Genomic DNA, 26068 nt, shown 5'->3' with positions numbered 1-26068 from the left:
GCGCCGATCACATCGGCGGCGCGGAACCGTTGGCGCCGACCGCGACCGAATTGGTCGCCAGCCCGCCCGGCGTCATCGCCGCCGGGATGAACACCCGCGCGCCGACCTTCACCAGCGTTCGCGGCCCCGGACCGATCTGGACGATCGGCGTCTTGGGCGGCACGACGATACGGCGGTTGCCGGTCGGATAGCTGACGGTGAAGGATCGACCCTGCGGACTGGCGACAACCTTGCCGACGGTGCCGTTGGTCATCATCGAGCCCTTTTTCAGGCCCCAGCCATAATGGCCTTCGCCCACCTTCACGCCAGGCGGAAACACATGGACTTCCAGCGAGCGGCCAGTGCCATCGGCCTGCGGCATTTCCGCCGTCCCGATGAAGCTGCCGCTCTTGATTTCCTCAACCGTCACCGGCTTCGTAACCTGAACGTTCCAGTCGGGCGCCAGCTTCACCGTCTCGGTCTTGCCGGCGGTGGTCTTGATGCGCAGCGCACCGGGCGTGACGCCGGTCACGGTGCCGCGAAGGAACTGCAATTGTGGTGCTGCCGGCGGATCAGCCGCCATCACCGGCATGGCGGTAATCAGCACCGCGACGGCGGCGCCCATGGTCGAATATCGCATCCGAACCTCTCCCCATTGGGTGACGCATCATGGCGCCACCACGCGCCGACGATCAGCCGCCGACTCAGCGATGGTAGCGTACAGCTAAATTGCGTACAATATAATAAGCAGGGGTACGTTCCGCGTGCTACCACGACGCGTCGGAAAGGCCGTAACGCGCTGCGCAGCCGGTACTTGTGCAACCGGCTTCAAGGGTGACGGGCGAGACTCAGATGGATCAGGACATGAAATCCGACGGCGAAACGCCGCAACTGGTTGATTTGGGCGCAGAGGCGCTGAAGCTTGAATGGCAATTGTGCTTCCCGCTCTATGCCGCGTCCAATCTGCTGACGCGCCTGTATCGCCCGGCGCTCGACGAACTGGGGCTCACTTATCCGCAGTATCTCGTGATGCTCGTCCTGTGGGAAAACGATCGTCAGAGCGTCAGTCAGATCGGCCGCCGCCTGTATCTCGACAGCGGAACGTTGACGCCGCTGCTCAAGCGGATGGAGGCGAACGGCCTCATCGCGCGGCGCCGCGACGTGGAGGATGAACGCCGCGTGCTGATCACCCTGACGCCGCAGGGCGATGCGCTGCGCAAGGTCGCGCGGCATGTGCCGGAGAAGATGGTAACCAATCCCGCGCTGACGCCGGAGGAGGGTGAAACGCTGCGCCGGATCGCGCGCAAGCTGGTCGAAAATCTCGCCGCGCGGCCGGAATTGTCGGGCCGCAGCGGCCCAGCGTGATCGATCCAGGCTGATCGATGCAGCCTGATCGATCCGCCTAACCGGCGGCTCCCGGCCCATTTTCCTTACAGGTCTTTGTAGCGTTCCAGCAGCGCGCTGGTCACGCCATTGGTCCAGCCGAAGCCATCCTGGGTCGGATATTCGCCGCCGCCGCCCGGCTTGCGCTCCTCCACATCATATTTCTCCAGCATCTTGCCGGTCTCGGTGTACGCCGCCGTCACCGTGCCCAGCCAGCGCCGCGCGATTTCCTTCGCCAGCGCCTGCTGGCCGTTCTTCTCCAGCCCGGCGATGGCGACCCATTGCAGCGGCGCCCACCCATTGGGCGCATCCCATTGCTGGCCGGTGCGCAGCGGCGTCGTGCGCAGGCCGCCCGGGGCCAGCAGCGTACGGCGAACCGTGGCGGCGACGGCGCGCGCCTGCGCCGGCGATGCGGCGCCGGCGAACAGCGGGTACAGCATGGCGGCGGTGACGTGCCGGGTCGGCCGTCGGGTTGTTCGATCCCAATCGGCGTAGCGGCCTTCGTCGGCGACCCAGAAATAACGGTTCAGCGCGGCTCGTCGCTGCTGCGCTAGGGTGGTGAAGGCCGCCTGCGTTGCCCGATCCCCCGCCGCGCCCGCGCGCCGCGCAATGGCTTCCTCCATGATCAGCATCAGGCTGTTCAGGTCGACCGGAACGATATCGGTGGTGCGGATCGATGACAGGCGCTGCGGATCGGCGAGCCAGCGGCTGCTGTAATCCCACCCGCTTTCCGCCCCGGCGCGCAAATGACGGTAGATCACGTCGGGCGTGCGCGACGGATCCTCCCGCGCCGTCGCCACATCCTCGGCAAAGGACTCGTCGCGCGGCAACGGGCGATCGTCCCAATAGCGGTTCAGCAGCGTGCCGTCGGGCATCCGCACGACGCGCGCGCAGGCGCCGCTTGCGTCCAGGCAGCCGGCCCCGCGCATCCAATAGGCATGTTCCCGCTTCAGCGCGGCGAGCCGGCGCGCGGCCAGCGCCGGGTCGTTGTCGGTGGACAAGTCCAGCATCAGCGCAAAGAACGGCGGCTGCGAACGGCCCAGGTAATAACTGCGCATCCCGTTCGGGATGTGGCCGTAGCGTTCGATCGTATCGGTGAAATCGGCCAGCATGGATTCGACCAGCGGCTGCTGATCGTCGACGGCAAGGCCCAGCATCGTGAAATAGCTGTCCCAATAGTACATTTCGCGATAGCGGCCGCCGGGTACCACATAGGGCTGCGGCATCGGCAGCGCGGAGGAACGGGCGACCGGCGCATCGGCCGGGCGCACCAGCATCGGCTACAGGCTGCGGATATGCTGGCGAAGATCGTCCGCTTGCCGGTCATTAACCCCCGGTACGGTGAAGTTGGCGAGAACGAAGGCACGCAGCGCGGCGGCATCGCGCGGTGCCTGGCGGCGATAATCCGCCATGATCGCCGCAGGATCGCGCCGCGCCGTCGCATCGACGAAGGTCTTGCCGTCCGGGAAGATCCGCATCGTCTGCACCGCCCGGAACAGCTCGCCATACAGCGCGGCGGGGGAGGCGGGGGCGACGACCCGCGCCGACGATGCAGGGGCGGCGCGAGCCGGCTGGGCGAGGGCTGGCGAGAGGGGGTGAGCGACGAGGGCGCCAATGATCAGTGATGGTCCAGCCTTCGTCCGCCAAAGCCTCATGCGTCACTCCCTGCAGGTTGCCCGTCAGCGCCACCGGCGACGGCTCCGTCATGTAACGCAGCAGCGCGCCGGCCGGTCGCACCCCCACCCCTTTGCATTTGACATAAGTGAAACACGTTATAGGTTCTTCATTAAAAGCGAGAGGATGCCATGGTCATCGACTGGGCGGAAAAACGTGCCGCGTACAAGCGGGACGGGGTGGTGCACATTCCCGGTCTGCTCGATCCCGATCAGCTCGCCGCCACGCTGAAGGCGTGGGAATGGAGCCTCGCCAATCCGACGCCCGCCAACGCCCCCTCGCTGAAGCGCGATGGCGCGCCGCTCTTCTATGCCGACTCGTTTCATCCCAAGGTGCTCGACGGCTATCGCGAGATGCTCGAACGCTCGCCCATTCCGGAGGCGTGCGCGCATCTGTGGGGCCGCGATCTCGTCTGGTTCATCTACGAACAGGTGTTCCTGAAGGAGGGCGGCGACACGCGGCGCACGCCCTGGCATCAGGACGGCTCGTACATCCCGATGGATGGCGAGGATAATGCCGTCGCCTGGATCACCTTCGATCCGCTGAGCCGCGAGGACAGCCTGGAGTTCATTCCCGGCTCGCATCTTGGCCCGATGTACAACACCTCCGCCTTCGATCCGAACGACGACACCCGCCCGATCGACGATCGCCTGCCGCTGCCGCGCTTGCCCGATTTCGAGGCGGAGCGCGAAAAGCACGAAATGATCTCCTGGGCGGTCGAGCCCGGCGACGTCATCTTCTTCCACTTCCGCACCATGCACGGCGGTGCACCGACGCGCCCGGGCCAGCGCCGCCGCACGCTGACGCTGCGCTTCTTCGGTGAGCGCACGCACTATGATCCGAAGGCGGCGAAATCGCTGCCCAACTTCCCCGACATGGCGACCAAGCTGAAGCCGGGCGACACGATGCGCGCGCCCGGTTTCCTGCACCTCCATCCCAAGACGGCAGCGACCGCCGCGTGACCCGGCGCCGCGCCAACAAGACCAGGAGAACATCGCGATGAAGGATTTCGGAGGGAAGCTGGCGGTGGTCACCGGCGGGGGCACGGGCATGGGCCGCGAACTGGTGCGCCAGCTCGTCGCGGAGGGCGCCAGCGTCGCGATGTGCGACCTGTTTGCCGAGACGATGGCCGAGACGGTGGCGCTTTGCGAGGCGGACGGCGTGCCGCAGGGCGTGCGCATCACCAGCCACATCGCCGACGTGGGCGACGAGGATCAGGTGAAGCGCTTCGCCGAGGAGGTCGCGCGCGATCACCAGAGCGATCACATCCACCTCCTCTTCAACAATGCCGGCATCGGCGGCGGCGGCAGCTTCGTGCTCGATGATCGCGCCGAATGGGATCGCGTGTTCCAGATCTGCTGGTTCGGCGTCTATTATTCCTGCCGCGCCTTCTTTCCGCTGCTCGAGCGCGCGAGCGAGGGGCATATCGTCAACACCTCCAGCGCCAACGGCTTCTGGGCGGCGCTGATGCCGGGCGTGTCGCACACCGCCTACAGCGCAGCGAAGTTCGCGGTGAAGGGCTTCACCGAGGCGCTGGTGACGGACCTGCGCAACTATGCCCCGCACATCAAGGCGTCGATCGTGATGCCCGGCGGCGTCGGCACCCCGATCGGCCGCAATTCACGCCGCGTCCTTTCGGGCGATGTCCTCACCGACGCGAGCCGGCGCAAGCTGCGCCAGCATCTGAAGGCGGTCGGTGTCCCGGATGCCGAGGCGATGGACGATGCCGCGCTGGAGGCGGCGCAGGCCGAACTCACCAAAAGGTTCGAGGAACTGGCACCGACCAGCGCGGCGCAGGCGGCCACCATCATCCTCGATGGTGTGAAGGCGGATCGCTGGCGAATCCTCGTCGGCGAGGATGTGACCCGGCTCGACCGCCGCGTCCGCGCTCATCCCGAGAGCGCCTATGAACCCGATTTCCTCGCCTACGCCGCCGAATAGCGGCGCGGCGACCAGCAGACCCAAACGATAGAAGAAACTGGAGAGGCACGATGAGCAACAGCGAGGGCCGGGAGGCGACGCTCGAAACCGATTTCGACATCGAGGCGCTGCGCGCGCGCTACAAGGCGGAGCGTGACAAGCGCCTGCGCACCGACGCCGATCGTCAGTATAAGGAGCTGTCGGGCGATTATGCCCGCTATGCCGAGGAAGATCCCTATGTGGAGCCCGGCTTTACCCGCGAACCGCTGAACGATTTCGTCGAGGTCGCGGTGATCGGCGGCGGCTTCAGCGGGATACTGGCAGCGGCACGGCTCAAGGAAAAGGGCGTCACCGATCTGCGCATCATCGAGGCGGGCGGCGACTTCGGCGGCACCTGGTATTGGAACCGCTACCCCGGCGCGCAATGCGACATCGAAAGCTATTGCTACCTGCCGCTGCTCGAGGAACTCAATTATCTGCCGAAGGAGAAATACTCCTACGTCACCGAGATCTACGAACACTGCCAGCGGATCGGGAAGCATTACGATCTCTACCCGATCACCCTGTTCCAGACGCGGGTGTCGGAACTCGCCTGGGATGATCAGGACAAGACCTGGATCATCCGCACCAACCACGGCGATGAAATGCGCGCGCGCTTCGTCGTTTCGGCGCTGGGCACCGCCAGCCGCGCCAAGCTGCCCGGTATCCCCGGCATCAAAAGCTTCGAAGGGCACAGCTTCCACACCAGCCGCTGGGACTATGGCTATACCGGCGGCGACACGACCGGAAACCTGACGAAGCTGGAGGACAAGACGGTCGCCATCATCGGCACCGGCGCCACCGCGATCCAGTGCATCCCCGCGCTCGGCCGCCATGCCAAGCAGCTCTACGTGTTCCAGCGCACGCCATCATCGGTCGACACGCGCGGCAACAAGCCGACCGATCCCGAATGGGCCAGCTCGCTCGAACCCGGCTGGCAGCGCGCGCGGCGGCATAATTTTGCCGACATCATCGAAGGCCGGCCGTTCGAACATGATCTGGTCAACGATAACTGGACCTCGATCTTCCGCGAGGTTCAGTCCTTCGTCATCCGCAATGCCAAGACGATGGGGCCGCAGGCCGCGATCCAGCATGCGGAGGTGGCCGACTTCCAGAAAATGAACCGCATCCGCCAGCGCGTGGACGAGGTGGTCAAGGATCCGGAAACCGCCGAGAAGCTGAAGCCCTGGTATCGTCAGTTCTGCAAGCGGCCGACCTTCAACGACGAATTCCTGCCGACCTTCAATCGCCCCAATGTGACATTGGTCGACGTCAGCGAAAGCAAGGGGGTGGAACGGATCACGCCCAAAGGCCTGGTCGCCAATGGCCGCGAATATGCGGTCGACTGCATCATCTACGCCTCAGGGTTCGAGATCACGACCTCGTTCAAGCGCCGCGTCGGTTTCGACATCAAGGGGCGCGACGGCGTGCTGCTGCACGATCATTGGGCCAACGGCTACAAGACGCTCCACGGCTTCGCGACCAACGGCTTCCCGAACTGGTTCTACATCGGCGTGTCGCAGAACGGCCTGTCGGTGAACATGACCGCGATGTTCGACGATCAGGCGCAGCACATCGCCTATATCATCGCCGAGGCGAAGAAGCGGGGTGTGACCGAGGTGGAGCCGACGCCAGAGGCGCAGGACGCCTGGGTCAGCACGATCAAGAAGCTGTCGGTGGTGAACCGCGCCTATCTCGAAAGCTGCACGCCCGGCTATTACAACAATGAAGGTGATCTGGAGGGCGGCCAGGCGGGGCAGACCTATGCGCCCGGCATCAACGCTTTCAACGCGTTGCTCGCCGAATGGCGCAACAATGGCGAGCTGCAGGGGCTGGCGCTGCGCGCCTGAGCTCAGCCGTGCAACGGTGACGGCGTCTCGGCGCCGTCACGCGCCACGATCCGCGGGGCGGGGGTGCATCCGCAGCGGATCGGATCATGGGTGATGATTTCGCCGCTCGCGACGACGCTGAACGTGCGCTCGTCGATATAGCGGACCGGCTCGCCATTCAGCATCGCCATGCGGGCAGCGCCATAGCGATGGTGCTGCCCGTTCGCATCGTGCGAGGTGAATACCGCGCGCTGCTCCACCACGAATAGCGGCAGGCCGGCGGCGTCGGTGCAGCGGTGGCGGGCGAGTTCCTCGATCACCCGCTTACGTTCCGCTGATCGGCGTGACGCTGACGATGCGCAGCAGGCGTTCGCGCCCGTCGCGGTCGGGCCAGCTGATCGAATGGCCGGCGCGCATCCCGATCAGCCCGGCCCCGATCGGGGTCAGGATCGATACGCGGCCCTGCGCGATGTCGGCGTCGCCGGGATAGACCAGCTCCACCATGCGGGTTTCGCCGCTTCGTTCATCGACGAATTCGATGCGCGAATTCATCACGACGGTCTGGTCGGGCAGATCGGCGGCTTCGCACACTTCGGCACGGTCCAGCTCGGCGAGCAGCATCGCGGCAGAATGCGGGTGGCGACGCTCCGCGCTCAGCGCCAGTTCGGCCAGCGTGTCGCATTCGGCGGCGACAAGGTAGATCGGTGGCGATGCCACCGCGAGCGAGGGGTGATGGTCCATGACAGTTCAGCTTTCTTCCGCTTTATCGATGGCAGGAATCCGGAATTGCCCGGTCTGCCCACAGGTCTGATCGACAAAGGCCCGAACTCAGGCGGCGCATGGCCGTCCGGAGCCCGGGCTACGGGCGCGCGGCGAGTTGCCCGGCGTGGTGGCGAAAGCGCCTGAATGTCGCGGAAGCGTACATCTCCCAAACTTGATGATCGGGGGCGGCCAAGTCAACCTTGCTGACGGCTGGCCCCGGATCGGGCAGCGCCGGCCGCCCCCGGCCGCAGGGGCGAATTGGCCGCTCGCCAGGGCGCGCTGCGCTCGTGTCAGCGCGCCGCCGCCAGCGCTGCTGCCACCTCGTCGTACATCCACGCCGTCCGCGTCGTGCCCCGGTTGGACAGGACGATCATCATCGCGTCCGGATCGGGAAACCGCTGGAAATCGGTGATATAGCCGTTGGTGCCGCCGGTGTGCCCGGCCATCAGCACGCCCAGAGGCTTCTGTACCGCAACGCCCAGCCCGAATGCCGCGCCGCCCTTGCCGTCCCCCGGCGCGATCGGGGCGCGGATCATCTCGTCCTGCATCGCCCGGCCGATGACCTTGCCCGCAGCGAGCGCCGCATCGAGCGCGATGAAGTCCGCCGCGCTCGCGCGAACCGCGCCCGCGCCCAGCTGCACGAATGCCCAGTTCACCGCTTCGCTGAGCGCACCGCGCTCGCCATTATAACCCTTGGCGAGGCCCGGCTCGCTCACCGGAACCAGATGCCCCGCCTCGATCGATGGCGCCTCGATGCTGGCGCTTCGCATCCCCGCCGGACCGAATACCTTGCGCTGGGCCAGCTCGGCAAAGGGTGTGCCCGTCGCCCGCGCCGCCGCCTCGGCGAGCAGTTCGAACCCGAAATTGTTGTAGCGTCGCGTCGTCCCCGGCGCGCTTTTCAACGCGCGCTCGGCGGGCGTCGTCGCGCCGAGCAGGTCGCGCATCGCCGTCGGGTGATCGCTGCGATAGAAATACAGCAGGCGCAGCGTCAGGTCGTCGATCCCCGACGTATGGTTCAGCAGCATCCGCAGCGTCACCCCGGCCCATTCCGATGGCGCATCGGCCAGATAGGATGTGATCGGCCGGTCGAGCGACAGCGTCCCATCCTCGACCAGCACCAGGATGGTCAGCGCAGTGATGAACTTGCTGTCCGAATAGATTTTGAAGCGCGTGTCGCGCGTAACCGCCACGTCATTGATGATGTCGGCCATCCCGCAGGCGCGCTGGAGCACGTCCTGGCCGGCGATGCGCACGATCACCACGCCGGAAAAGCGGCCGGCGGCGCATTCCGCATCGATCCGATCGCCGATCGCCTGAAGCGACGGCGGCATCGCCGCATGTGACTGCGGAGGAGGAGCGGGGGGCACGGGGGGCACGGGGGACGCGGCAATCGGAGCCGCCAGCGCGGCCAACAAACAGACGCTACGAAACACCTTCCACTCCCACTATGACTACAGATGTAGTCGTACGCATCCAGCGGTGTGCGGGCAAGTCGGCCAGGGCAGGCGGGGGAACAGACAGGTCCCGGCCCTGTTATTCCGATGCTATCAGACGATGGAGATCACGCATGAAGACCATGGTTCTCGCACTCGCCTCCGCCGCACTGGTGGCCGGCTGCGGCAGTAACGGCCGCGAGGCTGCGGCCGAACGCATGGAGGAAAGCGCCGAGGCGAACGCCGCCACCGCTGGCCCCGCGCCGGTCGCGCTGGGTCTCAGCGAGGCGCAGCTGCTCGACGCCGATCTCATCGGTCCCGGCAATGTCGAGATTGGCGAGGTGAAGAGCCTGGTGCGCAGCGCGTCGGGCGCTGTTGAAGGGCTGATCGTCGAGGTGGAGGACACCAATCCCGATCGCTTCGTCCAGATCCCGCTCACCGGATTGAAGGTGGTGCAGCGCGGTGATGATCGCGACCTGTCGACCACCATGACGCGCGAACAGCTCGCTGCCCTGCCGGACGTTCCGTTGCCCGTACGGTGATGATGCGCCGCTGACCCGGATCAGCGGCTCATCGCTGCGCGGGGCCGGCGTAATGCCGGCCCCGCGACCACGCCGACAGGGCGCCCGCTGGCGGATCGCAGCCGCCTTGCGACGACTGTTGGTGCCCTTGCCATCGCTGGATTGTCGCCCCCGTGTCGCTACGGCCGGGAGCGGTTCGGCATAAATCAGTGAGTTCCTGGGGTGGAACTATCGCCGTTTTCGCGATAGTCCCCCTGAACCGTTGGCTTTGCCGAAATCATCGAATTCAGTGGAGGTCGTGGGATAACGACGTCTGGCACAGGCCTGTTGTGGCTGATCCTTTTGCTCCCGTTCGCGGGGAGCCTCGCCGCCGCTCTGTTGCACTCGGGCGCGCGCAACGCCGCTGCGTTGATCGCTGGCGGGACCGCTCTTGCGGGTACGGTTCTGGTCGTCCTGCTGTATCCGGCGCTGGCCGGCGGCGCCCTGCTGGAAAGCCGGGTCGAATGGCTTCCCTCGCTCGGGCTGAACCTCGTCCTGCGGCTCGACGGCCTGTCATGGGTGTTCGCGCTGATGGTGCTCGCCATCGGCTTCCTCGTCGTGATCTACGCGCGCTATTACATGTCGCCGGAAGATCCCGTCCCGCGCTTCTTCTCCTTCCTGCTCGCCTTCATGGGGGCGATGCTCGGCCTCGTGCTGTCGGGCAATCTCGTCCAGATGGCGTTCTTCTGGGAATTGACCAGCCTCGCCTCGTTCCTGCTGATCGGCTATTGGCACCAGAACGAAAGCGCCCGCACCGCGGCGCGCATGGCGCTGCTCGTCACCGCCACGGGCGGTCTGTGCCTCCTCATCGGGGTCGTGCTGATCGGCAAGATCGTCGGCAGCTACGAACTTCAGGTGGTGCTTGCCGCCGGGGAGACGATCAAGGCCCACCCCTTGTACATGCCGGCGCTGATCCTGATCCTGATCGGTGCCTTCAGCAAGAGCGCGCAATTCCCCTTCCACTTCTGGCTGCCGCACGCGATGGCGGCGCCGACGCCGGTGTCGGCCTATCTGCACTCGGCAACCATGGTGAAGGCGGGCATCTTCGTGATGATGCGGCTCTGGCCCGTGCTGGCCGGCACCGACGCCTGGTATTTCATCGTCACCACCACTGGCATCACCACGCTGCTGATCGGGGCCTGGGCGGCGATATTCCAGCAGGATCTGAAGGGGCTGCTCGCCTATTCGACGATCAGCCACTTGGGCATCATCACGCTGCTGCTGGGGATCGGCAGCCCGCTGGCGCTGGTCGCGGCGATCTTCCACACGCTGAACCATGCGACCTTCAAGGCGTCGCTGTTCATGGCCGCCGGGATCATCGATCACGAGGCCGGGACGCGCGATCTGCGGCGGCTCAGCGGCTTGTACCGCTTCATGCCGATCACCGCGACGCTGGCGATGGTCGCCGCCGCCGCGATGGCCGGCGTGCCGCTGCTCAACGGCTTCCTGTCGAAGGAAATGCTGCTGGCGGAGGCGCTGGAGGATTATAACGACACCTGGCTCGATCAGGCGCTGCCCTATCTGGTCACGGTCGCGCTCATCTTCAGCGTGCTCTATTCGGTGCGCTTCATCCACAAGACGTTCTTCGGCCCGCCGCCGCAGCTTGACCGTGTCCCGCATGAGGCGCCGCGCTGGATGCGCGTGCCGATCGAGGTGCTGGTGCTCGCCTGTCTCCTCATCGGCATCGTACCGGCAATTACGATCGGCCCGGTCCTGTCGCTCGCCGCCCATGCGGTGCTCGACGAACGGATGCCGGTGTACAGCCTCGCGATCTGGCACGGCTTCAATTTCCCGTTGTTCCTCAGCGTGGTGGCGATGGTGCTCGGCACCTTCGGCTATGTCCTGTTCGCCCGCCGCCTGAATGAAATGAGCGCGCCGCCGCTGGTCGGCCTGCTGAAGGGGCGCCGGCTGTTCGATGCCGCGCTGTACTGGCTGGTCACGGCCGCTCGCTGGGTCCTGCCGCGGGCCGGCACCGACCGGTTGCAGCCGCAGCTTCGCATCCTGGTGACGGTCGCCTGTATCGCCGGGCTGCTGCCGTTCCTGTACCACGGCTATTCGCTCGGCACGCGATTGGGCACGGTGCTCGATCCGGGCTTCGGGATGTTGTGGGTGATCGGCGCGGTGCTCGCGATCGCCGGCGCATGGCAGGCCAAATATCATCGCCTCGCCGCCGTGGTGCTCGTCTCGGGAGTCGGCATGGTCAGCTGCATCAGCTTCGTCTGGCTATCTGCGCCGGATCTCGCGCTGACTCAGCTGCTGGTTGAAACGGTGACCACCGTTCTGCTGCTGCTCGGCCTGCGCTGGCTGCCCAAGCGTCTGCCCGATGTCTGGCCGGAGCATCATACCCCGGTCAGCGTTCGCTTCCGCCGCGCGCGTGACCTGCTGCTCGCGGTGGTCGCGGGCGCTGGCATGGCGCTCGTCTCGTTCGCCGTCATGACCCGGCCGTTGCCGGCCACCATCTCGCGCTTCTTTGTCGAGCAATCCTATGTCGCGGCGGGCGGGCGCAATGTCGTGAACGTCATCCTGGTCGATTTCCGCGCCTTCGATACGCTGGGCGAGATCACCGTGCTTGCGATCGTGGCGCTCACCGTCTTCTCGCTGCTGCGCCGCTTCCGGCCGGCGGGCGAGAGCGTTAGGCTGCCGTTGCAGCAATTGCGGCAGGACGCGTTCGACGATGCCGGCGAGGGGCGTGAGCGGGGCGACACGCTGTCCGACTATATCCTCGCGCCGCGCGTCATCATCGAATGGCTGTTCCCGGTGATCATCGTGTTCGCGGTCTACCTGCTGATCCGCGGCCATGATCTGCCGGGCGGCGGCTTTGCCGCGGGCGTCACCATGTCGATCGCGCTGGTGCTGCAATATATCGCGTCGGGCACGCGTTATGTGGAGGCGCGGCTGCGCGTACGACCGATCAAATGGATGGCGATCGGGCTGCTCGGTGCCGCCGGGACCGGCGCGGGCGCCCTGCTGTTCGACCGGCCGTTCCTCACGTCCTGGTTCCGCTATGTCGAGGTGCCGGTGATCGGCAAGGTGCCGGCGGCGACGGCGCTGCTGTTCGACCTCGGCGTCTTCCTCCTGGTGGTCGGCGCGACTGCCGTCATCCTGATCGCCATCGCGCACCAGTCGATCCGTACCCCTGTTCGGCGCAAGAGCACGCCGGCCGAACCCGTGCCGGAGCGTGTCTGATGGAGCTTGTTCTCGCCCTTGGTATCGGCGTCCTCACCTCGTCCGGGGTCTGGCTGATCCTTCGCCCGCGCACGTTCCAGGTGATCCTCGGCCTGTCGCTGCTGTCCTATGCCGTAAACCTGTTCATCTACGCGATGGGCCGGCTGAAGGTGGATGCCCCGCCGATCGTCGGCGCCATCGCCGGCGATGCCAGCGGCTATGACGATCCGCTGCCGCAGGCGCTGGTGCTCACGGCAATCGTCATTTCCTTCGCGATGACGGCGCTGCTGCTGGTCGTGCTGCTGGCCTCGCGCGGGATCACCGGCACCGACCATGTCGACGGGGACGACGGCGAATGACCGCCGACTGGTCCCGTCACCTGATCATCGCGCCGGTCCTTCTGCCGCTCGTCGCGGCAGCCGTGATCCTGCTGCTCAAGGAACAGCGCGTCATTGCCAAGCGTGTGATCGCGCTGGGCACGGCCGGCGCGCTGCTGGGCGTCTCGATCGCGCTGCTGATGCAGGTCGCCACCGCCGGCTTCGCCGGGGAACGCGCCACCACCGCCTATCTCGTCGGCAACTGGCCGGCACCCGTCGGCATCGTGCTGGTGCTCGACTGGCTTTCCGCGCTGATGCTGGTGCTGACCAGCACGCTGGGGCTCACTTCCCTGATCTACGCGGTGGCGCGCTGGGACCGGGCCGGGCCGCGCTTCCACGCCATGTTCCTGTTCCAGCTGATGGGGCTGAACGGCGCCTTCCTGACCGGCGATCTGTTCAACCTGTTCGTGTTCTTCGAAGTGCTGCTGGCGGCCTCGTTCGGCCTGTTGCTGCACGGATCGGGGAAGGCCAGGATCAAGGCGGCGCTGCATTATGTCGCGATCAACGTCGCCACCTCGCTGCTTTTCCTGATCGGCGCGGCGATGGTCTATGGCGTCACCGGCACGCTCAACATGGCCGATCTGACGCTCAGGATTCCTGCCGTCGGCCCGGAGAATCTGGCGCTGCTGCAAAGCGGCATGGCGATCCTCGGCATCGCTTTCCTGGTGAAGGCGGGCATGTACCCGCTCGGCTTCTGGCTGCCGCGCACCTATGCCGCCGCCACGCCGCCGGTCGCGGCCCTGTTCGCAATCCTCAGCAAGGTCGGCATCTACGCGCTGCTGCGCGTCTACCTGCTGCTGTTCGGCATTCAGGGTGGCAACTTTGGGGAGGAATGGCTGCTGTTCGGCGGCATGGCGACGATCACCTTTGGCATGATCGGCGTGCTGGCCGTGCGCACGCTCACCCGCATCGCCGGCTATTCGCTGATCGTGTCGGCGGGAACGCTGCTCGCCGCGGTCGGCGCCGGGGAAGGCGATGTCCTCGCCGGCGCGCTCTTCTATCTGGTCAGCTCGACGCTGGGCATCAGCGCCTTCTACCTGCTGATCGAATTGATCGACCGGCGTGAGGCGGCGCCGCTCGTCGCCGGTGAGCCGGTGTTCGATGATGAATATGCCGGTCCGCCCGATGCGCGCGAGACCGAGATCGGCGTCGTCATCCCCGCCACGCTGGCGATCATCGGCGGCGGCTTCGCCTTTTGCGCCTTGCTGATCGCCGGCCTCCCGCCGCTGTCGGGGTTCATCGCCAAATTCGCCATGATCGACGGCCTGCTGAACCTGGGGGAGAAGGTCGCACCCGTCACCTGGATCCTGATCGCGCTGATCATCGGATCGGGCCTGGCTACGCTGATCTCCACCAGTCGTGCCGGCATCGACCTCATCTGGGGCCCGTCGGATAGGCCGCAGCCTGCGCTGCGCGTCAGTGAGGCGGTGCCGGTCGGCCTGCTGCTGGCGGTCTGCCTTGGCCTGATGGTCTTTGCCGGGCCGGTGATGCGCTACATGGAACGCGCCGGCCAGTCGCTCGGCGACCGCCAGGGCTATGTCCAGGCCGTGCTCGGCGCCTCGCGTATTGCCGTGCAGGAGGGGCGCCCATGATCCGTCGCCTGCTCCCGCATCCGCTGCTCGCGCTGGCGCTGCTGGGTATCTGGCTGCTGCTGACCCAGTCGATCTCGCCAGGGCAGATTCTGCTCGGCACCGCCGCGGCGCTTCTCGCCACCCATGCCTTTGCCGCGCTCTTTGCCGGCCCGCCGGTCCGCGTCCATCTGCGCCCGGTGTTCAAGCTGGCGGGGCTTGTGGCGGTTGATATTCTGCGTTCGAACATCGCTGTCGCGGCGATCGTGCTGTTCCGCCGGCGCGATCGCGTCGCTGATTTCATCAATGTGCCGATCGTGCTGCAGAACCGTCAGGCCATCGCGTGCCTTGCGCTGATCGTGACCGCCACGCCCGGTACGCTGTGGGTCGATTTCGATCGTCGCCGCGGCATCCTGCTGCTGCACGTGCTCGATCTCGTCGATGAGGAAACGTGGATCCGGCTGATCAAGGATCGGTATGAGGCGTTGCTGATGGAGATCTTTGAACGGTGACGATGCTCGTCCTCGCGCTCGCCATCACTGGCGCACAGGTCATGCTGGGCGCGGCGATGATGTGCGCCGCCTATCGCATGGTCGTGGGGCCGCGCGCGCAGGATCGCGTGCTGGGCCTCGATACGTTTTTCACCAACGCGATGCTTCTGCTGCTCACCTTCGGCATCCAGACGGGACGCACCTTGTACTTCGAATCCGCCATCACGATCGCGCTGCTCGGCTTTGTCGGGACGGTCGCTTTGTCCAAGTTCCTGATGCGCGGCGAGGTGATCGAATGATCCAGGCACCGGATCTTCCCGGCTGGGCGGCGCTGATCGTCGGTCTGCTCGTGCTTGCCGGCGCAGGGGTCACGCTGATCGGGTCGCTCGGCCTGCTGCGGCTCCATTCCTTCTTTGATCGCGTCCATGCGCCAACGCTCGGCAGCAGCCTGGGCGCGATGCTGATCGTCGCCGCCTCGATCGTGTGCTTCTCGGTCCTGCGCACGCGGCCGTCGATCCACGAACTGCTCGTCGCGCTGTTCCTGACCTGCACGGCGCCCGCCGCGTTCATGCTGCTCGCGCGATCGGCACTGTATCGAACGCGCGCGGAAAAGCAGGGGGATGGCGCCGAACTGGCGCGCGATCCAAGTGAAACCGACCGGCGGGATTAATCGCCGGGCGGCGCAGGCCGCGCGCCGTGCGGGCGCGGCCGAATTGCTCCGGATACAGGCCGCAGCCAGGCCGCGGCTATTCCCGATCAGGCCGTCCGTGACCCCAGCACATGGCGCACCTTCCGCGCCAGCGCCTCGCGCGTATAGGGCTTCGACAGCAGCTCGACGCCCGGGTCCAGCCGCCCGTGATGGACGATGGCATTCTCGGTATAGCCAGAGGTGAAAAGCACCGCGAGCTCGGGCAAACGCTCCTTCGCCTTGCGCGCCAGCTCCGGGCTGCGCAGCGGCCCCGGCATCACCACGTCGGTGAACAACAGGTCGATCGGGATCCCGCTTTCGATCACGTTCAGCGCGCTCATCGCGTCACGCGATTTCAGCACGCGATAGCCAAGCTCGGTCAGCAGCGCGACGGCGGTTTCGCGTACCTCATCGTCGTCTTCCACCACCAGCACCGTCTCTGATCCGCCGGTCGCCGGCGCGGCGCTGATGTCGGTCACCATGTCCTCGTCCTCCAGCGATCGCGGCAGGTACAGGCGGATCGTCGTTCCCTCGTCCAGCTCGCTGTAGATCTTCACATGGCCGCCGCTCTGCTTGACGAGGCCATGGACCATCGACAGCCCCAGGCCCGTTCCCTTGCCCTCTGGCTTGGTGCTGAAAAACGGCTCGAACACCTGGTCCAGAATGTCGCGCGGGATGCCGCTTCCGGTGTCGGTCACCGCGATCATCACATACTGGCCGGGCTTCACGTCCTCGTGCTGGCGGCAATATTCATCGTCGAGAAACGCGTTGCTCGCCTCGATCGTCAGGCGCCCGCCGTCGACCATCGCGTCGCGCGCGTTGATCGCCAGGTTCAGGATCGCATTCTCGATCTGGCTGGGGTCGATCAGCGTGTTCCATAGGCCGCCCGACACCATGGTCTCGATCTCGACATCCTCGCCGATGGATCGGCGCAGCAGGTCGTCCATGCTGCGCACCAGCCGGCCTAGGTTGATGACCTTCGGCTCCAGCGGCTGCCGCCGTCCGAACGCGAGCAGCTGGGAGGCGAGCTTGGCGCCGCGCGTCACCCCCGCCATCGCGTTTTCGACGCGCTTCTCGGCGCGCGGGTTGCCGACGACGTCGCGGGTCAGCAGTTGCAGATTGCCGCTGATCACCTGAAGCAGATTGTTGAAATCGTGCGCCACCCCGCCGGTCAGCTTGCCCAGCGCCTCCAGCTTCTGCGCCTGTTGCAGCGCCCGCTCCATCGTGGCGCGTTCCGCCGCCTCGTGGTGCAGCTTGTCCAGCGCCGTGCGAAGTTCGTCGGTGCGCTCCGCCACGCGATGTTCCAGCGTTTCGTTCAGCTGGCGCAGCTGGTCCTCGGCACGCTTCTGGTCCGTGACGTCATAGCCGTCGACGAAGATCCCGCTGACCCGGCCGTCCTCGCCGAAGATAGGCTGATAGATGACGTGGACGTAGCGTTCCTCCGGCGCCGCTCCGGGTTGCCGCTCCACAATGACGGGCACGTTGCGGCCGACATAGGGTTGGCCGGTGGAATAGACCGTGTCGAGACGTTCGAAATAGCCCTGGCCATCAATGTCAGGAAGCGCCTCGCGGACCGGCACGCCGATCAGGTCGCGGTGGCCGACGAGCTGGAGATAGGCGTTGTTCACCAGTTCGAACCGGTGCTCGGGGCCTGCCAGGATGCACATGAAACTGGGGGCTTGCTGGAACAGGGCCCGCACCCGGTCCCGCTCGCGGGTACGCGCCTCCAGCGCATCGGCGCTGGCCAGCCCGGACGCGATCTGCCCGGCGAGCAGATCGAGAAAGCTCAGATATTGATCGCTGACCGATCGGTAGGGGTTCAGACCAACCACCAGCGCGCCGCGCGCGCGGCTGCCGAGCTGGCCGCCCAACGGGACGATCGCGACTTGGGTAGGCGGACGGTCCCAGGCGCCCATCGGCAGATTACCGCGCGGCGCATCATCCACCAGGATCTGAACGCCGGTCGACAGCCGATCGAGATCCCAGCTGTCGGCGGCCGCCAGCGGATGATCGGCATCGATGCCTGCACATGCTGCCAGTTCCGGCGAACCATCATCGCCAAAGAGATAAACCAGGCTGAACGGCAGGTCAGAGGCATTGTGGGACAGGCCGGTCTGCACCGCTTGCACCACCTGCGCGCGTCCCTGCGCCGCAGCGAGGCCCGATGCGAGTTCGCGCAGCGATTCCAGCCGCCGTTCGCTGATGACGCGATCGGTGTCCTCCGACACGGCGCAGAACACGCCCTCGACCGCTCCGGTGTCACCGATCAGCGGGCTGTACGAGAAGGTGTGGTACGTCTCCTCCGGATAGCCGTTCCGCTCCAGAACCAGCAGCAGCGCTCGGTCCCACGTGGCTTCACCCGTGTCATAGACGGTGGCCAACCGATCCTTGATGTCGTCCCAGATTTCCGCCCACAAAATGCGCGTCGGCGTGCCCAGCGACTGGGGATGCTTGTTCCCCAGCGTCGGCCGATAAGCGTCATTGTAGAAAAAGTTGATGTCCGGGCCCCAGCCCAGCCACATCTCGAACCGCGACGTCAGCAACAGACGAAGCGCCACCTTCAACGCGTTTGGCCAGCCTTCCGGACTGCCCAGCGTCGTTGCTGACCAGTCATGGGCGCGCATCAAGCGCGCCATTTCACTGTCGCCTACGAAGATGTCACTGTAGCGCTCAAGGTCGAGACTTACGGTCGTCAAGGTGGAGGGCTCCAGTTGCGGCTCGCGTGCGAGTAGCGGCAACGATCCGCCTAGGCCATAGTCCAATTGCGGTGATAGCCGCCCGCGTTCAGGTGCTTGGCCAGGCCTTCATTCGGCGTTCCAGCACCGCGAGCGGCATCGCGCCGCCTTCGAGCACGAAGTCATGGAAAGCGCGGCGATCGAAACCGGGTCGCTTGCTCGCTTCGTCACGCAGGCGCGTGATCGTCGCGTGACCGATCATGTAGCTGCACGCCTGACCCGGCATCACAATGTACCGGTCCACCTCCGAGGCGGCTCCGTCGCGCGTCATGGAGCTATTCTCCAACAGATAGTCGATCGCGCGCTCGCGATCCCAACCGCGACTGTGAATGCCGGTATCCACGACAAGCCGCGCTGCCCGGAACAGATGGCTTTGCAGATAGCCGATCCGCCCGGTCGGATCGTCATCGTACATGCCCAGTTCGTCAGCGATCTGTTCGGCATACAGGCCCCAGCCCTCCATATAGCCATTGAAGAACCAGCCGCGCCGATACAGCGGCAGTTCGCCGGATCCGATCTGCAGCCCGGACTCGAACAGATGGCCGGGGGCGGCCTCGTGAAAGGCGAGCGTGGGCAAGGTGTAGCGCGGCCAGTCCGTGGTCGACCGCAGGTTGATGAAGAAAATGCCCGGGCGGCTGCCGTCGGTCGAGCCGGGATAGGCGATGCCAAAGGGCGTGCCGTCCTGCCGCTCCGGCGGAAGCCGGCGGATCTCGTAGCCGGTCTTCGGAAATCTCCCGAACACCTCCGGCAGCCGCTTCCTCACCCTGTCGAGCCGCTCGTTGATATGGGCGAGGATCGCCGCCCGGCCTTCATCAGTGTCGGGAAAGGCTTGCGTCGGCGTGGCCGAAAGCGCCTTCGTTCGCTCCTTGATGGTGCCGCTCGCCATTCCCTGACTTTTCAGCAGCGCGTCGATCTCGGTGGACAGCGCGGCGACTTGCGTAAGGCCCAACGCATGGATCGCGTCGGCCTTCATTTCCGTGGTCGTATGCATGCGCAGGCAAGCGTCGTAATAGGCAAGCCCGTTCGGCAACCGGCCCACGCCGACATGCGCCTCGGCCGCATCGCTCGCCTGCGGCAGTACCGCCTGAAGCGCTGCAATCTGACGCGTCAGCGCCGGCTTGATCTGCTCGGCGACAATCACTCGCGCCCGCTCGCCATAACCGGTCAGCCTTTGGGCGGCCGCCTTCGTCTCGATCGTTTTGACCAGGCCGTCGCTCGCAGGATCGACGTCGCGCGCTTTGGTCAGGATGGCGATCATCTGCTCCACCACCGCGCGGGGCGCCACCACTCCCATAGCGGCGTTGCGCTTTACCCGGCCGGTGTCCGCGTCGATGATCCCGCCCATCCGGCCGAGCCGAGCGATATAGGCCTCGGCATCGTCGCGATTGTCGACCGGATGGAAGTCGCGGAGCATCAGGGAGGCGTTTTGATAGGCCGATTCCAGCGGCGTCGGCCCATAAGGGCCAGTGGTGCTGATGCCGTTGTACGGAAAGGCATGGAGCGCAGATTGCGCCTCAAGATCGAAAATCGAGACATCGCGTTCGAGCAGGTGCTCGTCCGACAGGCCAACGGTCGGCGTCGCGCGTAACTCGCGCAACTGCGCGGCAATTGTTTGCTGGGCCTTGGCGACGTAAGACGGGTCGCCATCGGAAAAGCTGCGCCGCAGCGATGATCGTTCCCCCGTATCGAGGCCCATGAACGTCGCAAGTTCAGGAAATAGTCGCAGCTTTTCCTCGAATTGACGCGTCAACAGATCAGGAATGGTGTTGCTGTTAGCGATCGATTGTGCCGACGATGGCAGTGCGGCGATCAATGCGCCCGCTCCTGCGCCAGTCATGATGGTCCGACGCGTATATTCCTGTGCCATTGTCGCTCCCCCCGGTGCGTTGTGTTGATGTGTTTATTGTCAGCAGCAGCAGGGAAGGTCTAGTTGGACCCGGACATATCAGTGGCGATATCTTTGTGGCCAACATCGGATATTGATCTGTGTCGTTGTTTCCATCTGCGTGCGGCAAGGTGGGTCATCAGTCAGGTGCATCAGCGCAACATGGTGACACCTTCCTCAGTCGATCAGCGCGTCGCTGAAGGCAGGCGCTCACAAGCCTCTTTCGCGCGCGCGCGGATGATGACATCGCAGGCGACATGCAGTTCGTCATGTCCGATCTGGCGCCGCGTGAACGCTACAAGATCCTGGTATCCACCATCACGCCGCGTCCGATAGCGTGGGTCACCACGCGCGGCCGCAACGGCGTGGTCAACGCCGCGCCCTACAGCTTCTTCAACGCGATGGGTGACGATCCGCCGCTCATCGTTCTTGGGCTGTTGAAGGACGCGTCGGGCGCCAACAAGGATACCGCGACCAACATCTTCGACACTGGCGAATTCGTTATTAATCTGGTGTGCGAGGCGGACGCGGAGGCGATGAACCTGTCTTGCGTCGATGCGCCCCGGGATGTGAGTGAAATCGACTATGCCGGTATCGCGACCCGCCCGGCCACGCGTGTGTCGCCCCCGCTGATCGCGAGCGCGCCGGTCAGTTTCGAATGTGTCCGGCGCGAAATGTTGGAGATCGGCCCACGTCAGGTAATCGCGGTCGGCGAAGTCGTCGTTGCGCACGTCCAGGACGCCTTTGTCTCCGACCCGGATCGCCTGCACCTCGACACGGCGGCCATGAAGCTGATCGGCCGCGTACACGGTACCGGCACTTATCTGCGGAACAGCGACACCTTTACGATGAAGCGTCCCGCCTTTGATCCCGATCGCGCCGCCGCCACCGGTGGCAAACGTAAGGGCGAATGACCAGGCCAATCAGCCGGGTCGACCTCAACCTCCTCGGCGTGTTCGAGGCGATCTATTCGCGCGGCGGGGTGACGGCTGCGGCTCGCCATCTGCACCTGTCGCAATCGGCGATCAGCCATTCGCTCGCGCGACTTCGGGTCGCATTCGATGACGAGCTTTTCGTGCGGTTCGGCAATCGTATGGTGCCGACCGCCTTGGCGCGCGCGATCATCGATCCGGTGCGCGACGCGCTGGGCATGGTGGAACAAGCACTGATATCCGCCACCCGGTTTGACCCGGCCACCGCGAACCGAACCTTCCGCGTCGGGCTCCGCCAAGCGAATGAGGCGCGCTTCTTCGCCGATCTCGTCGCACGCGCGCTGGCGCAAGCACCCGGCATCACGCTGACCAGCGTCAATTTCCGGCGCGGCGAAATCGGCGCAGCATTGGCGCATGGCGAGCTGGACGTCGCCGTAGACGTGCCCAGCGCGGCGATCGACGGCCTGCTCGCCGTCCCGCTACGCACCGACACGATGGTCGTTGCCGCTCGCCGGGGCCACCCGGCGATCGACGGCACCCTCGATCTGCCGACATATCTGGCGTGCGATCATGTGCACGCCTCACCACGCCCGACCGGCCCGGGGCTGGAGGATCAGGCGCTCGCCGCGCGGGGGTTGTCACGCGTAGTGCGGGTGCGCTGTCAGAATATCTGGTCGGCCTGGCAAACGGTTGCCCGCAGCGACATGATCCTGACCCTGCTCGATGCGCATGCCCGTGCGCTGATCCCGGTTGCCGATAATCAGGTCGTGCCGTTGCCGTTTCCGATCGCCGCACGACCGTTGCAGTTATTGTGGCACGCCAGCGCCGAACAGGACCCTAGCAATCTATGGCTGCGAATGCTCATCCGGCAGACCTTTGCTGACCTATGAATCCTGCTCATGTGAGTGATCATCAAAGGTCATTTATGTGATGGGCGTGCCAGCGGTAAGATAAGGTGACTTCATCACCGCGAGGCGTTTTCGTGTCCAACATCTTCACTATTCCCGAACTCGACGATCTGCGCATGTCGGAGGGCGCCCGGCCGCTGTTCGAAGCGGTAAAGCGCCACATCCGCGAGAACGTTGATCCGATCATGCAGGAATATGTTCGGCTGGGCGAGGGGCGCGAAGATCGCTGGAGCTTCGCACCCGGACAGCTCGAACTGCTGGAAACCGTCAAGGAGAAGGCGAAGGCCGCAGGCCTCTGGAACTTCTTCCTGCCGAACGCGGAAACGGGCGAGGGGCTCTCGAACCTCGACTATGCCTATATCGCTGCCGAACTCGGCAAGTCGCCGCTGGCGTCGGAATCGCTCAACTGCTCGGCGCCCGACACCGGCAATATGGAAGTGCTGGAGCGTGTCGGCACGCCGGAGCAAAAGAGGCAGTGGCTAGAGCCGCTGCTCGCCGGGGAGATCCGTTCGGCCTATGCGATGACCGAACCCGATGTCGCGTCGTCGGATGCCAAGAACATCAGCACCCGGGCGGAACTGGTGGACGGCGAATGGGTCATCAATGGCGAGAAATATTACATCTCGGGCGCCGGTGATCCGCGCTGCAAGGTGATGATCACCATGGTGCGCACCAGCACCGATGGGCCAAGCTCGCAGCAGCAGTCGCAAATCCTCGTGCCGATCGACACGCCGGGCGTCGAGATCCTCGGCCCGATGCACGTCTTCGGCGCGGATCACGCACCGCGCGGTCACATGCACATCCGCTTCAACAACGTGCGCGTGCCGGAGGAGAACGTCCTGCTTGGCGTCGGGCGCGGGTTCGAGATTTCGCAGGTCCGCCTCGGGCCGGGCCGCATCCATCACTGCATGCGCACCATCGGCAAGGCGGAAATCGCGCTCGACCTGATGGTGAAGCGCGGCAATTCGCGCGAGGCGTTCGGCCGCTCGCTCATCATGCTGGGCAAGAACCTGGAGCTGGTATCGCGCGCGCGGATCGAGATCGAGGCGATGCGGCTGATGGTGCTGAAGGCGGCCAAGGCGATGGACGTGCTGGGCAACCGCGAGGCGCGTGTCTGGGTCAGCATGGTAAAGGCGATGGTCCCGGAGAAGACCTGCCAGATCATCGACCAGGCGATCCAGATCCACGGCGCGACCGGCGTGTCGAAGTGGACGCCGTTGGCAGAGCTTTATGCCGACGTTCGCCACCTGCGCTTCGCGGATGGCCCGGACGAGGTGCACCACATGGTCGTCGGTCGCAACGAACTGGCGCTGCACTGATCCCAGCGGCGCGTGCACGCTGCGGCGGCGGTCAGAACCGTCGCCGCACCTGCAGCGTCACTTCACGCGGGGCGACCGGATAGCCGATCGTCCCCACGCTGCCGCTATTGTACCGGCGATCGCGCAAATTGGTCGCTGCGATCATCACGCCCCAATCCTGCCAATCGACCCCCGCCTGCAGATTGGCCGTCTCGGCATTGGTAACGCGGTGCTGCGGCTCGTTACACAGGGCAATGTTATAGGCGGACGCGCCGCTCACATCGCCGCCGACGCGCCATTGCGCCTTGCCCGCGCGACCGGTCAGCGTGGCACGCAGTTGATAGCGGAACGACGGCGTGAAGCGCAGGTCGAGCTGCCGTTCGTCGGCAACGAACGCGGTGCATCCGGGGCTCGACGCCAGCCGCGTGAAGCGATCCGCCAGCGTCGCGATCCAGCCCCCAATCTCCAGCCCGGGCAGCGGGTTTGCGGCCCATTCGACCTCAAGGCCCTGAATTCGCGCATCCCCGACGTTCTGGCGAAAGATCTCCGGCGGGCCGACGGTCACGCGTGACGCGGAAAAGGCGATATCGGTATAATCGTTGATGAAATAGCCGGCGTTGAGGCGCAGGCGCCGTTCGAACCAGTCGGATTTGACGCCCAGTTCGTACGTCCACACCGTTTCGGGTGCGATCGCCGCCTGACGATCGAGCGCGAAGCTGATGTTGCGCGCGCGCCCGTCAAAGCTGCCGCTGCGAAAACCTTTGGCGACCGAGGCGTAGGCCAGTGCAGTGTCGCCATCTTCGGCGCCCAGGCGATAGTCGATTGCCAGCCGCGGTGACACATCGGTCCAGCGCTGCGCGATCCGCCGCCGTGCCGCCCGGCCGTCCGGCAGCACCAGCACGGTATCCGGAGCGGTCAGGAAGCTGACCGTGTAGCGCTTCTGCTCATCGGTGTAGCGCAGCCCGGCGGTCACATGCGCTCGCGGATCGATCGCAACCGTCATCGAGCCGAATGCCGAATAGCTGTCGGTATCCAGCCGCGGCTCATAGGGCGACCAGTTGCCGGTGGTTCCCACCCCGCGCGACGGGGCGTTGAAGAAATCACCGTTGCGAAAGCGTGCGTTCGGCCCGGCGGGCGTAGCGAGACTGACGGCGGTCAGCTGATCATTATGTTCACGGAAATAATAGGCACCTGCCACCCATTCCGCACGGCCGCCCCAGGCAGAGCCGGTCAGCTGCACTTCCTGGCTGATGCTGTGCTGCCGCTGGTCCTGCAACAGGATCACGTTGCTGCCGACGCCCGGTGGGTTGGCGGTCTGGTCGAATCCGATGCGGGAACGCAGCGCGCGATAGCCGGTGATCGAGGACAGTTTGAGCTCGCCGTTCAGCAGATAGTCTGCGCGCAGCGATAGGCCGCCAGTGTCGGTGCTGTTCAGCGGATCGGTGTCGGCCGACAGAAAATGGTCAATGTCGCCATCCGGCGCAACGAAGCGGTTGGTGAAGCGGCCTGGCGCGGCGGGGTCGGGCTGGAAACGCTGCGGAAATCGCGGGCCCGATCGATCACGCGTCAGATCGCCCGTCGCCATGATCGAAAGCGCCGCATCGGGCTCCCACAGGAACGACACACGGCCACCCAGCAGATCCTGTCCGTTCACCCGCTGATCGTTGGTGAGGTTGCGCCCCCAGCCGCGCTGGTTGCGCGACAGCGCGGAGACGCGGACCGCAGCGTCGCTCGACACCGGAAGGTTCACTGCCGCCCGCGCATCCAGCCGGAGATAGCTGCCGACCGTCACGTCCGCCGCGCCGCTCACCGCGTCCAGCGATGGCCGCTTCATCACCAATTTGATCGCGCCACCGCTCGTATTGCGGCCGTAGAGCGTGCCCTGAGGGCCACGTAGCACCTCGATCCGTTCAATATCGATCAGGTCGAGCAGCGCGCCGGTCGACCGCGGCAGGATCACGTCGTCGACGTAGATACCCACCGGCGGATCGTTGGTGAAGATCGAATCGCCTTCACCGACTCCGCGCAGGAAGACCAGCGCGCCCGAACTCGTGCCGAAATTGCGCGCCAGATACAGGTTGGGCACGGCCGGCCCGATGCGGTCGAGGTTCGCGGCACCCTCCGCCTCCAGCTGCTCGCCGCTCAGCGCGGTAATCGCGATCGGCACGCGCTGCGCCGATTGTTCACGATGCTGCGCGGTCACCACGATATCGCCCAGCGCCCCGGCAGCGGCGCCAGTGCTGGCCTCGGTGATCGGCTGCGGCGGTGTTGCTGGCGTCGGGGCAACCTGCGCGGCAGCGGGGGAGGCGGCCAGTCCCGCCGAAATCATCACCAGTTCGCGCACATCTTCCCCCGACAGCCCGGCGCACCGCGCCAAGCCGGCGCCCGCTATGGAGCGGACGCCGGTTGGTCAAGCGATTGCCGTTGTCGGCCGAGCGACGA

General features: G+C 65.6%; 23 protein-coding genes. 14 read left to right on the top strand and 9 right to left on the bottom strand.

The window, feature by feature from the left end; all coding sequences use genetic code 11:
* Nucleotides 1–7: 7 nt before the first annotated feature.
* Nucleotides 8–619 carry a hypothetical protein gene (locus tag K0S66_RS03390; RefSeq protein WP_301073701.1) on the bottom strand — a complete coding sequence of 204 codons (612 nt, stop codon included), beginning with the start codon at nucleotides 617–619 and terminating at the stop codon, nucleotides 8–10.
* A 224-nt stretch (nucleotides 620–843) separates the two neighbouring features.
* Between K0S66_RS03390 and K0S66_RS03385 the strand changes: the two genes are divergently transcribed.
* Entirely contained in the window at nucleotides 844–1344 is a 501-nt protein-coding gene (locus K0S66_RS03385) for a MarR family transcriptional regulator (protein WP_301073806.1), read from the top strand.
* 65 nt (nucleotides 1345–1409) lie between these two features.
* Here K0S66_RS03385 and treF read toward each other — a convergent pair whose 3' ends face one another.
* The gene (treF, locus tag K0S66_RS03380; RefSeq protein ID WP_366520769.1) at nucleotides 1410–2639 is read right to left on the bottom strand and encodes an alpha,alpha-trehalase TreF; all 1230 of its coding nucleotides are present in this window, start codon (nucleotides 2637–2639) and stop codon (nucleotides 1410–1412) included.
* Between the two features lie 3 nt (nucleotides 2640–2642).
* Nucleotides 2643–3017: a hypothetical protein gene (locus K0S66_RS16740; protein WP_366520768.1), complete on the bottom strand. Its 375-nt coding sequence runs from the start codon at nucleotides 3015–3017 to the stop codon at nucleotides 2643–2645.
* A 150-nt stretch (nucleotides 3018–3167) separates the two neighbouring features.
* On the opposite strand from K0S66_RS16740, the gene K0S66_RS03375 reads away from it, so the two are divergent.
* From K0S66_RS03375 to K0S66_RS03365, 3 genes are read left to right on the top strand one after another with little or no spacing between them, the layout of a single operon-like run.
* Nucleotides 3168–3998, top strand: a complete 831-nt coding sequence (locus tag K0S66_RS03375; protein ID WP_301073700.1) for a phytanoyl-CoA dioxygenase family protein — start codon at nucleotides 3168–3170, stop codon at nucleotides 3996–3998.
* A gap of 37 nt (nucleotides 3999–4035) precedes the next feature.
* Nucleotides 4036–4977: an SDR family NAD(P)-dependent oxidoreductase gene (locus K0S66_RS03370; RefSeq protein ID WP_301073699.1), complete on the top strand. Its 942-nt coding sequence runs from the start codon at nucleotides 4036–4038 to the stop codon at nucleotides 4975–4977.
* A 50-nt stretch (nucleotides 4978–5027) separates the two neighbouring features.
* Nucleotides 5028–6845, top strand: a complete 1818-nt coding sequence (locus K0S66_RS03365) for an NAD(P)/FAD-dependent oxidoreductase (RefSeq protein WP_301073698.1) — start codon at nucleotides 5028–5030, stop codon at nucleotides 6843–6845.
* Between the two features lie 2 nt (nucleotides 6846–6847).
* Here the strand turns inward: K0S66_RS03365 and K0S66_RS03360 are convergent, their stop codons facing one another.
* The 3 genes from K0S66_RS03360 to K0S66_RS03350 form a co-directional block, all read right to left on the bottom strand.
* The gene (locus tag K0S66_RS03360) at nucleotides 6848–7144 is read right to left on the bottom strand and encodes a hypothetical protein (protein WP_301073697.1); all 297 of its coding nucleotides are present in this window, start codon (nucleotides 7142–7144) and stop codon (nucleotides 6848–6850) included.
* A gap of 4 nt (nucleotides 7145–7148) precedes the next feature.
* Entirely contained in the window at nucleotides 7149–7565 is a 417-nt protein-coding gene (rnk, locus tag K0S66_RS03355; RefSeq protein WP_301073696.1) for a nucleoside diphosphate kinase regulator, read from the bottom strand.
* Nucleotides 7566–7876: 311 nt separating this feature from the next.
* Nucleotides 7877–8917 carry a serine hydrolase domain-containing protein gene (locus tag K0S66_RS03350; RefSeq protein ID WP_301073695.1) on the bottom strand — a complete coding sequence of 347 codons (1041 nt, stop codon included), beginning with the start codon at nucleotides 8915–8917 and terminating at the stop codon, nucleotides 7877–7879.
* A 236-nt stretch (nucleotides 8918–9153) separates the two neighbouring features.
* Between K0S66_RS03350 and K0S66_RS03345 the strand changes: the two genes are divergently transcribed.
* The 7 genes from K0S66_RS03345 (at nucleotide 9154) to mnhG (ending at nucleotide 15850) form a co-directional block, all read left to right on the top strand.
* Nucleotides 9154–9561, top strand: coding sequence for a PRC-barrel domain containing protein (locus K0S66_RS03345; RefSeq protein ID WP_301073694.1), 408 nt, complete (start codon nucleotides 9154–9156; stop codon nucleotides 9559–9561).
* 306 nt (nucleotides 9562–9867) lie between these two features.
* Nucleotides 9868–12765: a monovalent cation/H+ antiporter subunit A gene (locus tag K0S66_RS03340; protein ID WP_301073693.1), complete on the top strand. Its 2898-nt coding sequence runs from the start codon at nucleotides 9868–9870 to the stop codon at nucleotides 12763–12765.
* A complete protein-coding gene (locus K0S66_RS03335; protein WP_046406828.1) occupies nucleotides 12765–13103 on the top strand; it encodes a Na+/H+ antiporter subunit C in 339 nt (112 codons plus the stop codon). Before K0S66_RS03340 ends, K0S66_RS03335 begins: the two co-directional genes overlap by 1 nt.
* Nucleotides 13100–14713, top strand: a complete 1614-nt coding sequence (locus K0S66_RS03330; protein WP_301073692.1) for a monovalent cation/H+ antiporter subunit D — start codon at nucleotides 13100–13102, stop codon at nucleotides 14711–14713. The genes K0S66_RS03335 and K0S66_RS03330 overlap by 4 nt, the downstream gene beginning before the upstream one ends.
* The gene (locus K0S66_RS03325; RefSeq protein ID WP_301073691.1) at nucleotides 14710–15201 is read left to right on the top strand and encodes a Na+/H+ antiporter subunit E; all 492 of its coding nucleotides are present in this window, start codon (nucleotides 14710–14712) and stop codon (nucleotides 15199–15201) included. Before K0S66_RS03330 ends, K0S66_RS03325 begins: the two co-directional genes overlap by 4 nt.
* Before the next feature lie 2 nt (nucleotides 15202–15203).
* Complete coding sequence (locus K0S66_RS03320) at nucleotides 15204–15479, top strand: K+/H+ antiporter subunit F (RefSeq protein ID WP_301073805.1); 276 nt, start codon at nucleotides 15204–15206, stop codon at nucleotides 15477–15479.
* A complete protein-coding gene (gene mnhG / locus K0S66_RS03315; protein WP_301073690.1) occupies nucleotides 15476–15850 on the top strand; it encodes a monovalent cation/H(+) antiporter subunit G in 375 nt (124 codons plus the stop codon). The genes K0S66_RS03320 and mnhG overlap by 4 nt, the downstream gene beginning before the upstream one ends.
* 86 nt (nucleotides 15851–15936) lie before the next feature.
* On the opposite strand, the gene K0S66_RS03310 is transcribed toward mnhG, so the two are convergent.
* Together K0S66_RS03310 and K0S66_RS03305 are read right to left on the bottom strand one after the other, a co-directional pair.
* Nucleotides 15937–18504 (bottom strand): PAS domain-containing sensor histidine kinase, encoded by a 2568-nt coding sequence (locus K0S66_RS03310; protein WP_301073804.1) that lies wholly within the window; start codon nucleotides 18502–18504, stop codon nucleotides 15937–15939.
* Between the two features lie 148 nt (nucleotides 18505–18652).
* Nucleotides 18653–20470, bottom strand: a complete 1818-nt coding sequence (locus K0S66_RS03305; protein WP_301073689.1) for a DUF885 family protein — start codon at nucleotides 20468–20470, stop codon at nucleotides 18653–18655.
* A gap of 275 nt (nucleotides 20471–20745) precedes the next feature.
* Here K0S66_RS03305 and K0S66_RS03300 point away from each other — a divergent pair, with 275 nt between their 5' ends.
* From K0S66_RS03300 to K0S66_RS03290, 3 genes are all read left to right on the top strand, one after another.
* The gene (locus K0S66_RS03300; RefSeq protein ID WP_301073688.1) at nucleotides 20746–21402 is read left to right on the top strand and encodes a flavin reductase family protein; all 657 of its coding nucleotides are present in this window, start codon (nucleotides 20746–20748) and stop codon (nucleotides 21400–21402) included.
* On the top strand, nucleotides 21399–22310 hold the full coding sequence (locus K0S66_RS03295) for a LysR family transcriptional regulator (protein WP_301073687.1): 912 nt from the start codon (nucleotides 21399–21401) through the stop codon (nucleotides 22308–22310). The genes K0S66_RS03300 and K0S66_RS03295 overlap by 4 nt, the downstream gene beginning before the upstream one ends.
* Before the next feature lie 92 nt (nucleotides 22311–22402).
* Nucleotides 22403–23647, top strand: coding sequence for an acyl-CoA dehydrogenase family protein (locus tag K0S66_RS03290; protein ID WP_301073685.1), 1245 nt, complete (start codon nucleotides 22403–22405; stop codon nucleotides 23645–23647).
* A 31-nt stretch (nucleotides 23648–23678) separates the two neighbouring features.
* Here the strand turns inward: K0S66_RS03290 and K0S66_RS03285 are convergent, their stop codons facing one another.
* Complete coding sequence (locus K0S66_RS03285; RefSeq protein WP_301073684.1) at nucleotides 23679–26003, bottom strand: TonB-dependent receptor; 2325 nt, start codon at nucleotides 26001–26003, stop codon at nucleotides 23679–23681.
* Between the last annotated feature and the right edge of the window lie 65 nt (nucleotides 26004–26068).

The sequence above is a fragment of the Sphingomonas sp. genome, from assembly GCF_029239295.1.
Lineage (GTDB): Bacteria > Pseudomonadota > Alphaproteobacteria > Sphingomonadales > Sphingomonadaceae > Sphingomonas.
The sequence above is the reverse complement of the archived record's forward strand: the minus strand, read 5'-3'. Positions and strand labels throughout refer to the sequence as shown.